Raw genomic sequence first — 13,117 nt, forward strand, 5'->3', positions numbered from 1 at the left:
GAACGAACCTGGCCATGGAAGTCCAGCAGGCATCCGGCGCGGCTGGCGCCGCCTGGCTGCTGCTCGTGCTGCCCGCGCTCGGCGCGGCCGTGCTCCTCATCGGCGGCAGGCGCACCGACAAGTGGGGGCACCTGCTCGGCAGCGGCACGGTCATCGCCGCGTTCGTCTACGGGCTGTTCCTCTTCCTCGGCACGACCTCGCTCGCCGAGGACCAGCGGGTGCGCGACCTGCACCTGTTCGACTGGATGCCGGTCAACGCCCTCGACGTCGAGTTCGGCCTGCGGATCGACCCGCTGTCGCTGACGTTCGTGCTGCTGATCACCGGGGTCGGCGCGCTGATCCACATCTACTCGATCGGCTACATGGCCGACGACCGCGACCGCCGCCGCTTCTTCGCGTACCTGAACCTGTTCGTCTCCGCGATGCTGCTGCTGGTGCTGGGCAACGGGTTCGTGACGCTCTACTTCGGCTGGGAAGGCGTCGGCCTCGCCTCGTTCCTGCTGATCGGCTGGTACCAGGGCAAGGACTTCGCGGCCACGGCGGCGAAGAAGGCGTTCCTGATGAACCGGGTCGGCGACGTCGGCCTGGCGCTGGCGATCTTCCTGATGTTCAAGACCATGGGCAGCACCCAGTACGACGTGGTCTTCGCCCAGATCGGGAACCAGTCGACCGCGACGGTCGTGGCGATCGGCCTGCTGCTCCTGCTCGGCGCGTGCGGCAAGTCCGGCCAGTTCCCGCTCCAGGCGTGGCTGCCCGACGCGATGGCGGGCCCGACGCCGGTGTCCGCGCTGATCCACGCGGCGACCATGGTCACCGCGGGCGTGTACCTCATCGCCCGGTGCGCCCCGATCTACTCGCTGCCACAGGCCGCGGACGCGCGCCTGGCCGTGATGGTCATCGGCGCGGTCACCCTGCTCATCGGGTGCGTGATCGGCTGCGCGTACGACGACTTCAAGAAGGTCCTGGCCTACTCCACGGTCAGCCAGATCGGGTACATGATCCTCGCCGTGGGCCTCGGCCCGGCGGGCTACGCGTTCGGCATCCTGCACCTGCTCACGCACGGCTTCTTCAAGGCCGGGCTGTTCCTCGGCGCCGGGTCGGTCATGCACGGCATGAACGACGAGGGCGACATCCGGCGGATGGGCGGGCTGGCCCGCAAGATGCCGGTCACCTTCATCACCTGGACCCTGGGCTACCTGGCGCTGATCGGCTTCCCGTTCCTGTCCGGGTACTTCTCCAAGGACGCCATCATCGCCGCCGCGTTCAGCGAGCCCGGAAACCGCGGCTGGGTCTTCGGCGGGATCGCGCTGCTGGGCGCGGGCCTCACCGCGTTCTACATGACCCGGCTGCTGATCCTGGTGTTCCTCGGCAAGCCCCGCTGGAAGGACCTCAAGTCCGAGGACGGCCGGGACTACCACCCGCACGAGGCGCCCGCAACGATGACGATCCCGATGATCGTGCTGGCCGTCGGCTCCGTCTTCGCCGGTCTGGTCCTCAGCGGGATGCTTCCCGAGTGGCTGACCCCGTCGATCGGCCCGCTGGTCGAGGCGCACGGGCCGCTCTCGCACGGCATGATCGCGGTCCTCACCGTGGCCATCTCGGCCCTGGGCGCGGGCCTGGCGTTCCTGCTCTTCGGCCGGGGTGAGCAGCCGGTGACCCGGCCGCGGCGGGTGTCGTTCCCGGTCCGCGCCGCGCGCGCCGACCTCTACGGCAACCACCTCAACGAGGCGCTGTTCGCCCGGCCCGGCACCTGGCTCACCCGGGCCCTGGTCTACATCGACAACCGGGGCGTCGACGGCCTGGTCAACGGCATCGCGGCAAGCCTGGGCGGCAGCTCCGGCCGACTGCGCCGGATGCAGACCGGTTTCGTGCGCTCGTATGCGCTGTCCATGCTCGGAGGGTCGATCCTGGTGATCGCCGCACTGCTGATGGTGAGGTTCGGATGAGCACGTCGGGGTCCTGGCTGCTGGCCGCACTTGCGCTGCTGCCGCTGGTCGGCGCGGCCGTCGTGGTCGCGCTGCGCGGCAACGACCGCACCGCCAAACTCGCCGCCCTCGGGTTCTCGGTGGTCGAGTTCGTGCTCGCGCTGGTCGCCTGGGCGAGCTTCGAGCCGGGCGGGGCGCGCCTGCAACAGGCGTTCTCGTTCGACTGGATTCCCGCGTTCGGGGTGCACATCTCCTTCGGCGTCGACGGCATCGCGCTGGTGATGATCGCGGTCATCGCGCTGCTGGTGCCGCTGGTGATCGGCGCGGGCTGGGCCGAGAAGCTGCCAGAGGGCCGCACCGCTGGCGGGTTCTTCGGGCTGATCCTGCTGGAGCAGGCGCTTACCGTCGGCGTGTTCGCCGCGACGGACGTGTTCCTGTTCTACGTGCTGTTCGAGATCATGCTGATCCCGATGTACTTCCTGATCGGCTCCTACGGCGGCGCGCGCAGGCAGTACGCGGCGGTCAAGTTCTTCCTGTACTCCTTCCTCGGCGGCCTGATCATGCTGGCCTCGGTCATCGGCTGCTACGTCATGGCGGGCGACGAGCTGGGGCAGGGCACCTTCGACTGGGCCACCCTGGTGCGGGTCGTGAGCGACGCGCCGCTGTCGACGCAGATCTGGCTGTTCCTCGGCTTCTTCATCGCCTTCGCGGTCAAGGCGCCGCTGGTGCCGCTGCACACCTGGCTGCCGGATGCCACCGCGGAGGCGCCCATCGGCGTCGCGGTGCTGCTCGTGGGCATCCTGGACAAGGTCGGCACCTTCGGCTTCCTGCGCTACCTGCTGCCGATGTTCCCCGCGGCCAGCGCCGAACTCGCCCCGCTGGTGCTCGTCCTCGCGGTCGCGGGCGTGGTCTACGGCTCGCTGCTGGCCACCGGGCAGACCGACATGAAGCGGTTCATCGCGTATGTCTCCATCGCCCACTTCGGCTTCATCGCGCTGGGCATCTTCGCGTTCAGCTCCCAGGCCATGACCGGCTCGGTCACCTACATGGTCAACCACAGCATCGCCACCGGGATGCTGATCCTGGTCGTGGGCATGGTGATCGCCCGCGGCGGCTCCACCCGCATCGCCGACTACGGCGGCATGGCGAAGCTGACCCCGCTGCTGGCCGGGGTGCTGCTGATCGCGGGCCTGAGCACGCTGTCGCTGCCGGGCACCAACTCCTTCGTCAGCGAGTTCCTGGTGCTCATCGGCTCGTTCCCGAACGCGCCGGTCTTCACGGCCATCGCCACCGTCGGCATGGTCTTCGCCGCGCTCTACGTGCTGTGGCTCTACCAGCGGGTCATGCAGGGACCGCTGCGCGGCAGCGCCCTGGTCGACTCGTCGGGCGGCGGAGCAGGCGTGGACACCGCGCGCGGCGGCCCCGGCGCGGCCCGCGCGGCCGTGCTCGACCCCGAGGTCGGCGCGAAGAAGGGCATCTTCGACCTGAACGGCCGGGAGAAAGCGGTCCTCGCGCCGCTGCTCCTGCTGATCGTCGGCCTGGGCGTGTACCCGAAGCCCGTCCTCGACACCGTGGCGCCCACCGTGGACGCCACGATGTGCGAGGCGCGCCTGGTCGACCCGGTCCAGCCGGTCCAGTCCGCAGAGAGGCAACTGCAGTGTCCGTGATCTCCTCGGTACTCCTCCTCGCCCAGGAGCCGCCCGCGCCGCCCAAGGTGGAGGCTCCGCCCCTGGACGCTGTCTGGCCCATCCTGATCGTGCTCGGCGCCGCCTGCGTGGGTGTGCTGTTCGAGGCGTTCCTGCCGCGGCACCAGCGCTGGCCGTTCCAGGTGGTGCTCACCCTGCTCGCCCTGGCGGGTGCGGGTGTGCTGCTCGCGACCTACATCAGCGACGCGCCCGCCGCGGGCGAGCTGGCCATGTACGGCACGCTCGCGGTCGACCGGCCCGCGCTGTTCCTGTGGGGCACGCTGCTGGCGCTGTCGCTCGGCGCGGTGCTGATGATCGCCGACCGGTCCGTCGAGCCGGGCGGCGCGTTCGTCGCCAGCGCCGCGATCCGGCCCGGCACCGTGCAGGACCGCGCGCAGGTCGCCGCCACCGGGATGCAGACCGAGGTCTTCCCGCTGACGCTGTTCGCGCTCGGCGGCATGATGATCTTCTGCGCGGCCAACGACCTGCTCACCATGTTCATCGCGCTGGAAGTGCTGTCGCTGCCGCTGTACCTGATGTGCGGCCTGGCCCGCCGTCGCCGCCTGCTCTCCCAAGAGGCCGCGGTCAAGTACTTCCTGCTCGGGGCGTTCGCCTCGGCGTTCTTCCTCTACGGCATCGCCCTGCTCTACGGCTACTCCGGCTCGGTCCAGCTCGCCGACATCGCCGCGTCGGCCGGGGGCAGCGACCGCTCCGACACGCTGCTGTTCGCGGGCATGGGCCTGCTCGTCGTGGGCCTGCTGTTCAAGGCGTCCGTCGGCCCGTTCCACACCTGGACCCCCGACGTCTACCAGGGCGCGCCGACCCCGGTCACCGCGTTCATGGCCGCCTGCACCAAGGTCGCCGCGTTCGGCGGCATCCTGCGCGTGCTCCAGGTCGCCTTCGAGTCGACCAACTGGGAATGGCGCGGCGTGCTGTGGGGCGTCGCCATCGTGTCCATGGTCATCGGCGCGATCCTCGGCCTCACCCAGACCGACGTGAAGCGCATGATCGCCTACTCGTCGGTGGCGCACGCGGGCTTCCTGCTCGTCGGGTCGATCGCGCTCACCGACAAGGGCCTGTCCGGCACGCTGTTCTACCTGCTCGCCTACGGCTTCACCACACTGGCCACGTTCGGCGTGATCAGCCTGGTCCGCGACTCCTCCGGCGAGGCCACGCACCTGTCGCAGTGGGCGGGCCTGGCGAAGCGGTCGCCGCTGGTGGCCGGGGTGTTCACCTTCCTGCTGCTCGCCCTCGCGGGCATCCCGCTGACCAGCGGGTTCGTCGGGAAGTTCGTGGTGTTCGAGGCCGCGATCGCCGACGGCATGGCCCCGCTGGTGGTGGTCGCGCTGGTCGCCTCCGCGGTCGCGGCGTTCTTCTACCTGCGGGTGATCGTGCTGATGTACTTCAGCGAGCCCGCCGCGGAAGGCCCGACGGTGACCGTGCCCGGCGCGTTCACCACCGCGGCCATCACTCTCGGCGTGCTGGTGACCCTGCTGCTGGGCATCGCGCCCGCGTTCGCGCTCGACTGGGCCGCAGGCGGAGTGTTCGCCATCCGATAGTCCGCCATTCAGTAGTGCACCGCGCACAGTCCGTATACCGAAGGCCACTTCCCATCCGGAGGAAGTGGCCTTCGGTATATCCGGGGCACCCGCTTGTGGTTGGGCAAGTAGGCTCGATAGTCAAGAGCCACAGCTGACCAGGAGTGCCGCTGACGTGACTGCCACCGAGAACACCGGCGTTCCCGAGCTGCCCGCGTTCCTGGGGCTCGACGCCGCCGACCCGGACCTGCTCCAGGCGGTCGGCGACGGGCTCACCCGGGTCGAGGACCTGTTGCGCAGCGTCGTGCACAGCGACGTCGACTTCGTCGACCAGGCCGCGCTGCACCTGGTCAAGGCCGGTGGCAAACGCTTCCGCCCGCTGTTCGCGCTGCTCGCCGCGCAGTTCAACACCGGCAGCACCGACGAGGTCGTCACCTCGGCCGCCGCCGTGGAACTGGTGCACCTGGCCACGCTCTACCACGACGACGTCATGGACGAGGCCACCATGCGCCGCGGCGACGCGAGCGCCAACGCCCGCTGGGACAACTCGGTCGCCATCCTCACCGGCGACTTCCTCTTCGCGCACGCCTCCATGCTCGTCGCCGACCTCGGCGCGCTGCCCACCCGGCTCATCGCGGAGACCATGCGCGAACTGGTCACCGGGCAGATGCGCGAGACCGTCGGCCCCGGCGACGACGACCCCATCGCGCACTACCTGTCGGTCATCGACCAGAAAACCGGCTCCCTGATCGCCACCGCGGGCCGCTACGGCGGCATGTTCTCCGGCGCGTCACCGGAGGAAATCGCGGCGCTGGTCCGGTTCGGCGAGATCATCGGCGCGGCCTTCCAGATCTCCGACGACGTCATCGACATCGCCTCACCGGCCGCGGAGTCCGGCAAGACCCCCGGCACCGACCTGCGCGAGGGCGTGCGCACCCTGCCCATGCTCTACGCCCTGGCCGACGACGCCGATCCCCGGTTGACGGAATTGCTCGCGGGCCCCATCTCCGACGACGCCGACATTGAGGACGCGCTCACTTTGCTGCGCAAGTCCCCCGGCCTCGACCGCGCCCGCCAAACGCTGGACGAATACGCCGACCGCGCCTACGCGGCGCTGGCCACCCTCCCGGCCTGCGCCGCGCGCGAGGCCTTAGAACTTTTGACACGTTATGTAGTCGCCCGAACCCGATGAGGCACGATCACGGCAATATCTCGACCGGTAAATGTGACGTACCGATGAATTGCGCGGCACGCTGCCAGTGCCCGCTGCCGCCGCAGTAACCTCCCCTAGGCTTGGACAACCGGGTGCCGCGTCGAGGGGCGCGGACTGGAGGGAGACGTCGGCGATGCCGTTCTTCGGGCAGGTGTGGGTGTGGAGCCTCGCCGGTTTCCTGGTCGGTGCCCTGCTCTGCTGGGTGCTGATCGCCTACCCCGCCCGCAAGCGCGTAGCCGCCCTGGAGCGCCAACTCGCCGCGACCCGCAGGCGGCCTCTCCCTGAGGACGACTACGACGACTACCCGGAGCGCGGCCACAGCCGCACCCTCGTCGCAGACTCCCGTGACTCTGACGAGCACGACGACTACGCCGACGACGACCACGCCGACGACGACCACGCTGACTACCGCCGCGACTACGCCGACGACGAGCACGACGACGAGCACGCCGACGAGCGCGCCGACTACGCCGACGATGACCGGCACGCCGACGATGAGCCGGACGACGAGGCGGCCCAGCGCGGCTCCCTGGTCCTGACCAGCCAGGACAAGCCCCCGACCGAAGCGGCAGAGGCCACCCGGTACATCCCCACCGCGAGGCCGGAGCGGGACTCCGACCGCCCCTGGCAGTCCGACGAACACCTCGTGGACGACCTCACCGACGAGGACGACCCCGACACCGCCCACGAGATCACCCCCCGCGCCCCCTACGACGACGGCCACGGCACGGTCTTCACCCAACGCACCACCCCCATCCCCGCCGAATTGATCCGCCGCATCGACGCGGAGGGCAAACCCGCCCGCGAAGACGCCCTGATCGACGACCTCGACGACGACCTGGACGAGGTCCTGTCGGAGGACCTCCCCGACCTGGCCGATGACAAGGGCTACGAGGGCTCCCGCTCCGGCGTGGTCTCCGACATCGGCGCCCTGGACACCTCCCCCCGCTTCCTCCACGCCGTCCTCAACGACGACGCCCCCGAGGACCACCCCACCGCCGCCGAGACCACCCAGTCGCCCGCAGCCGAAGCCACCCAGCAGGCCACCACCCCCGGCGACCAGCCCACCGCGTACACCACGCCAAGCCCCCAGGGCGACGAGCCAACGGCTTACGGCGTTTCGCCAGGCGCGAGCGGCGACCAGACCGCCGCTCACGACGCTTCGCCAAGCCCCCACGGGGACAAGTCCGCCGCGTACAGCGCTTCGTCGGGCCAGCAGGGCGACAAGTCCGCGGCTTACGGTGCTTCGCCAGACCCGCACGGTGATAACTCCGCCGCGTACAGCGCTTCAGGCGCGCAGGGCGACGCTCCGCCCAGCCCACACGGTGATCGGGTCGCCGCGTACGGTGCTTCGCCAAGCGCCCACGCTGATCAGTCCGCTGAACCAGCTGCCGCCTCCGGTGCTCCCGCCACCACTCGCGCCGACCGGCCCACGGTCTATGCCGCCCGGCCCGCCCACGGCGAACAGCCCGCCGCCTACTCCGCCGCACTCGCGGCCAACGCCGCCGGTCCGCCGCCCCAGCCCACCAAAGCGAGCAGCGTCCCGGCAGGCACCGACCCCTCGCCCCGCGCCACCCGCGGTGAGCATTCCGCTGCCCAGCAGACCACCCCCGCCGACGAGACCGCCGCTTTCGGCGGCCACCTCGAGCAGCCCGCCGCCGAAGCGCCCACCGCTCACGGCGAGCAGACCGCCACCTTCGCTTCCGCACCCAGCGCGCGCGCCGAGCAGACCGCCGTCTTCGGCACACCCGCCGCCACCAACGATCAGCCGACCACCTTCGGCCGTTCGGCCAGCCACCGCGAGCCAGGCACTGATGCTTCTGCCGCTCGCGGCGAGCAGACCGCCACCTTCGGCCGGTCGGCCAGTCATTTGGATCAGTCAGGCACAGACGCATCTGCCGCTCGCGGCGAGCAGACCGCCACCTTCGGCCGGTCGGCCAGTCACTTCGATCAGTCCGGCTCCGACGCCGCCACCGCCCCCGGCGATCAGCCGACCACGTTCGGCCGGTCGGCCAGCCGCGTCGACCAGCCCGGCACTGACGCTCCTGCCGCTCGCGGCGAGCAGCCGATCACGTTCGGTCGTTCGGCCAGCCACCCCGGGCAGCCAGGCACTGACGCTCCTGCCGCTCGCGGTGAGCAGACCGCCACCTTTGGCCGTTCGGAGCAGTCCAGCCCCGGCGAGCAGCCGACCACCTTCGGCCGGTCGGCCAATCACTTGGAGCAGTCCGACGCCGTTGCCGCCCGCGGCGAGCAGCCTGCCGCTTTCGGCTCGCCGTCCGCCACGCGCGCCGATCAGCCCCCCGCCTTCGGCGGTCGTTCGGCAGGCCACCTGGAGCAGCCCCCCGCCGAGGCGCCTGCCGCTCCCGGCGACCAGACCGCCGCCTTCGGCGGCTCGTCGACCGGGCAGCCCGAGCGGGCCGCCACCACCCCCACGGCGTCCGCGCGCAGCCTGCTGTCCAAAGCCTTCGGCTCGTCAGCCCGTGCCGAGCGGGCGGGCTCGTCCGCCGCGCGCGGTGAGCAGTCGAATGCCTTCAGCGGCTCGGCCACCGGCTACCTCGACCAGCCGACCTCATCCGCCACCCGCGCCGAGCCCGCGAGCTTCGGCACCCCGTCCGCGGCGCGCTTCGGCCACTCGCCCGCGCCGACCAAGATGGTTCGGCCGGTGCCCGCTGAGCCCGAGCGCGCCCAGGCCGCCCCGCCGTTGCCGGTGCGGCAGCCCCGCGCGTTCCAGCCGGAGGAGCCCAACGGGCAGGCGACGGACCGGCCCGCCAACGTGCTGCCCAAGCGCGTTCCGTCCAAGCCGCAGAACCGGTTCCCGTTCGGCACGCAGGCCGCGGAGACCCCCGCCGCCTCGCCGCAGCAGTCCCCGGCGGCCGAGCCGTTTTCGGACGAGCCGGTGCGCGAGCGGTCCCTGTTCGAGCCGATCGTCGCCGCGGACGAGGCGCCCGCGCCGAAGGCCGCTCCGCTGCCCCCGCAGCGGCCGCGGGGAGCGCGCACGCTCCAGTCGGCTCCCGCGGGCGCCGACCCGTTCGTCCCGCCCGGCCCGTTCGGGCCCGGTTCGGCGATGCCGCTGCCCGGGGGCCGGTCGCCGTCGAGCGAGTACACGATCAAGGCGAGTGTCACGGCGCTGCGCTACTGCTCCCCGGAGTCCCCGAAGTTCGACCGCACGATCGCCGAGGTGTGGTTCCGGTCGGTCGCCGATGCCGAACGAGTGGGCTTCCGGCCGCTGGCCTGAGTGGCGACTGGCAGTGGCGCGGCCAGGGTGGTAGAAGACTGTCGGGCCACCGCCGGGGCGGTCCACGAGGAGGCCTAGCCCGTTGCGTCGACCAGTTCTGTGGTGTCTGTTGTCGTTCCTCCTCGGCGCCTATGCCGCGTGGCGCTATCTCGCCGCCACCCGGCCCGCCGAGCCCGCCACAGCGCCCGCCGCCCCCATCGCCCCGTGGCCGGACGACGCCCCCACCGGCGAGATCCCCGTCGTCCCCGAGGAACGCGAGGTCACCCGGGTCTTCGGCACCCTGGACGACGCTCTCTCCGCCGACGCGGCCCCCGCGGGCCCGGACGGCGCGGCCCCGTCCGACGAGTACACCGTCAAGGGCTCCCAGGGCCGCTTCCACACCACCGAGTCCCCGGACTACCCGACTGTCCGGGCAACGGTCTGGTTCAAGACCACCGCCGACGCCGAACGCGCCGGTTTCACCCCCTGGCACGGCTGACGGCCCGGTGGACGACGAGGCCCCCGATCCGGCGACCGGATCGGGGGCCTCGCGCGTTGTCGGGCTGATCAGCTCACACGACGGTCCAGGTGTCCTTGCCGCGCAGCAGGGACTGGAGGTCGGCGGGCTTGCTCGCCTTGGCGTCCTCGACCTGGGCGCGGGCGAGGTCGTCGTAGGTGGGGCGCTGGACCGAGCGGAACACGCCGGTCACGGTGTGGCTGAGGTCCTGGGCGGACAGCCGCGACAGCGCGAACGCGTACGACGGGTCGGGGGTGTGCGCGTCGTGCACGACGATCGCGTCTTCGCCGACCTCGCTGACCTTCGCCACGTCGAGCGACCCGAACCCGGACCGGATCACACCGAACTCGCCTGCTCCGTCGTCACCCTTGCCGAAGCGGATCGGCTTGCCGTGCTCCAGGTTGACCAGGCGCTGGGCGGCCTCGTCCGGCTCCTTGAGCACGTCGAACGCGCCGTCGTTGAAGATCGGGCAGTTCTGGTAGATCTCGACCAGGGCGGAGCCGCGGTGCTCCGCGGCCTGGCGCAGGACCTCGGTGAGGCCCTTGCGGTCGCTGTCGAGCGCGCGGCCGACGAACGTGGCCTCCGCGCCCAGCGCCAGCGACACCGGGTTGAACGGGTGGTCCAGCGAGCCCATCGGGGTCGACTTGGTGACCTTCCCGGTCTCCGAGGTCGGCGAGTACTGCCCCTTGGTCAGCCCGTAGATCCGGTTGTTGAACAGCAGGATCTTCAGGTTCACGTTGCGGCGCAGCGTGTGGATCAGGTGGTTGCCGCCGATGGAGAGCGCGTCGCCGTCGCCGGTGACGACCCAGACCGACAGGTCAGGGCGGGCGGTGGCCAGGCCGGTCGCGATCGCCGGGGCGCGCCCGTGGATCGAGTGCATCCCGTAGGTGTTCATGTAGTACGGGAAGCGCGACGAGCAGCCGATGCCGGAGACGAAGACGATGTTCTCCCGCTTGAGGCCAAGCGAGGGCAGGAACGACTGCACCGCGTTGAGCACCACGTAGTCGCCGCAGCCGGGGCACCAGCGGACTTCCTGGTCGGACTTGTAGTCCTTGGCCTTCTGCGGCTCGTCGGCAGTCGGCACGCCCGCGAGGCCGCTGAGGCCAGGCAAGCCCAAGTCGATCGCGGTCATGCGGCATCGACCCCCTTCACGATGTCAGTGAGCACGTCCTGCAGCTCCTCGGCCTTGAACGGGAGACCGGCGACCTTGGTGTAGCTGATGACATCCACCAGGTACCTGCCCCGTAGCAACAACGCCAGCTGGCCCAGGTTCATTTCCGGGACCACGACCTTGTCGTAGGACTTGAGCACGTCGCCGAGGTTCTTCGGGAACGGGTTGAGGTTGCGCAGGTGCGCCTGCGCGACCGCGTGGCCGAGCTTGCGCACCCGGCGGGCCGCCGCGCCGATCGGGCCGTAGGACGAGCCCCAGCCCAGCACCAGCACCCGCGCCTTGCCGGACGGGTCGTCCACGGTCAGGTCGGGGACCTCGATGCCGTCGATCTTGGCCTGGCGCAGCCGGACCATGCGGTCGTGGTTGTCCGGGTCGTAGGAGATGTTGCCCGAGCCGTCGGCCTTCTCCAGGCCGCCGATGCGGTGCTGCAGGCCGGGGGTGCCGGGCACCGCCCAGGCCCGCGCCAGCGTCTCCTGGTCGCGCAGGTACGGCCAGAACGTGCCGTCTGGGGCGTTGGGCTCGGTGGCGAACTCGACGCTCAGGTCGGGCAGGTCGGCGACGTCGGGGATGAGCCAGGGCTCGGAGCCGTTGGCGATGGCGCCGTCGGAGAGCAGCAGCACCGGCGTGCGGTACTTGAGCGCGATGTGGGTGGCCTCGATGGCCGCGGCGAAGCAGTCGGCTGGCGACTGCGGCGCGACGACCGGCACCGGCGACTCGCCGTTGCGGCCGAACATGGCCTGCAGCAGGTCGGCCTGCTCGGTCTTGGTGGGCAGGCCGGTCGACGGTCCGCCGCGCTGCACGTCGATCACCAGCAGCGGCAGCTCGGTCATCACGCCCAGGCCGATGGTCTCGGACTTGAGCGCGACACCGGGCCCGGAGGTGCTGGTGACGCCCAGCGCGCCGCCGTAGCTGGCGCCCAGGGCCGCGCAGATGCCCGCGATCTCGTCTTCGGCCTGGAAGGTGGTGATGCCGAACTGCTTGTACTTCGACAGCTCGTGCAGGATGTCCGAGGCCGGGGTGATCGGGTAGGTGCCCAGCAGCACCGGCAGCTTCGATTGCTGCCCCGCGGCGACGATGCCGTAGGCCAGGGCCGTGTTGCCGGTGATCTGGCGGTAGGTGCCGGTGGCCAGCTTCGCGGGGGCGACCTGGTAGGTGACCGCGAACGCCTCGGTGGTCTCGCCGTAGTAGTAGCCCGCGCGGAACGCGAGCACGTTGGCCTCGGCGATGTCGGGCTTCTTGGCGAACTTCTCGCGCAGGAACCGCTCGGTGCCCTCGGTCGGCCGGTGGTACATCCACGACAGCAGGCCGAGCGCGAACATGTTCTTGCAGCGCTCGGCGTCCTTCTTGCCCAGCCCGGTGTCGGCGAGCGCGCCCTGGGTCAGCGTGGCCATGGCGACCTGGTGGACCTGGTAGGGGGCCAGCGAGTCGTCGTCGAGCGGGTTGGCGTCGTAGCCGACCTTGGTCAGGTTGCGCTTGACGAACTCGTCGGTGTTGACGATCAGCGTGCCGCCAGCGGGCAGGTCGGCGATGTTGGCCTTGAGGGCGGCGGGGTTCATCGCCACCAGCACGTCCGGGCGGTCGCCGGGGGTGAGGATGTCGTAGTCGGCGAAGTGCACCTGGAAGCTGGAGACACCGGGGATGGTGCCCTGTGGTGCGCGGATCTCCGCGGGGAAGTTGGGCATGGTCGACAGGTCGTTGCCGAACGCGGCCGCCTCCGAGGTGAAGCGGTCGCCGGTGAGCTGCATCCCGTCACCGGAGTCACCGGCGAATCGGATGACGACCCGGTCGAGTTTCACCCCGCCTGGTCGGGCAGATCCGGCAGCGTCGCCGTCCACTCGTGTGCTCATGAGCTCG

At 70.9% G+C, this 13,117-nt stretch carries 7 protein-coding genes and 1 pseudogene; 6 read left to right on the forward strand and 2 right to left on the reverse strand.

From position 1 onward, the window contains the following. The first annotated feature begins 14 nt into the window (after positions 1–14). The 6 genes and pseudogenes from nuoL (at position 15) to BLS56_RS21665 (ending at position 10,074) form a co-directional block, all read left to right on the forward strand. Positions 15–1,946 carry an NADH-quinone oxidoreductase subunit L gene (gene nuoL / locus BLS56_RS21640; RefSeq protein WP_091453958.1) on the forward strand — a complete coding sequence of 644 codons (1,932 nt, stop codon included), beginning with the start codon at positions 15–17 and terminating at the stop codon, positions 1,944–1,946. Then, positions 1,943–3,592 carry an NADH-quinone oxidoreductase subunit M gene (locus BLS56_RS21645; RefSeq protein WP_091453960.1) on the forward strand — a complete coding sequence of 550 codons (1,650 nt, stop codon included), beginning with the start codon at positions 1,943–1,945 and terminating at the stop codon, positions 3,590–3,592. The genes nuoL and BLS56_RS21645 overlap by 4 nt, the downstream gene beginning before the upstream one ends. 47 nt (positions 3,593–3,639) lie before the next feature. Continuing rightward, positions 3,640–5,169: an NADH-quinone oxidoreductase subunit NuoN gene (nuoN, locus tag BLS56_RS21650; protein ID WP_407640548.1), complete on the forward strand. Its 1,530-nt coding sequence runs from the start codon at positions 3,640–3,642 to the stop codon at positions 5,167–5,169. Positions 5,170–5,323: 154 nt separating this feature from the next. Next, the gene (locus BLS56_RS21655) at positions 5,324–6,340 is read left to right on the forward strand and encodes a polyprenyl synthetase family protein (RefSeq protein WP_228771822.1); all 1,017 of its coding nucleotides are present in this window, start codon (positions 5,324–5,326) and stop codon (positions 6,338–6,340) included. A gap of 2,911 nt (positions 6,341–9,251) precedes the next feature. Beyond that, a pseudogene (locus BLS56_RS33085) lies at positions 9,252–9,596 on the forward strand (sunset domain-containing protein); the annotation flags it as partial. Positions 9,597–9,678: 82 nt separating this feature from the next. After that, positions 9,679–10,074, forward strand: a complete 396-nt coding sequence (locus BLS56_RS21665; RefSeq protein ID WP_139190892.1) for a sunset domain-containing protein — start codon at positions 9,679–9,681, stop codon at positions 10,072–10,074. 73 nt (positions 10,075–10,147) lie between these two features. Here BLS56_RS21665 and BLS56_RS21670 read toward each other — a convergent pair whose 3' ends face one another. Next, positions 10,148–11,224: a 2-oxoacid:ferredoxin oxidoreductase subunit beta gene (locus tag BLS56_RS21670; RefSeq protein WP_091453965.1), complete on the reverse strand. Its 1,077-nt coding sequence runs from the start codon at positions 11,222–11,224 to the stop codon at positions 10,148–10,150. After that, positions 11,221–13,110, reverse strand: coding sequence for a 2-oxoacid:acceptor oxidoreductase subunit alpha (locus BLS56_RS21675; protein WP_091453968.1), 1,890 nt, complete (start codon positions 13,108–13,110; stop codon positions 11,221–11,223). The genes BLS56_RS21670 and BLS56_RS21675 overlap by 4 nt, the downstream gene beginning before the upstream one ends. Positions 13,111–13,117 lie beyond the last annotated feature (7 nt).

This window comes from Actinokineospora iranica (assembly GCF_900101685.1).
In the GTDB taxonomy this organism is placed as follows: Bacteria; Actinomycetota; Actinomycetes; order Mycobacteriales; family Pseudonocardiaceae; genus Actinokineospora; species Actinokineospora iranica.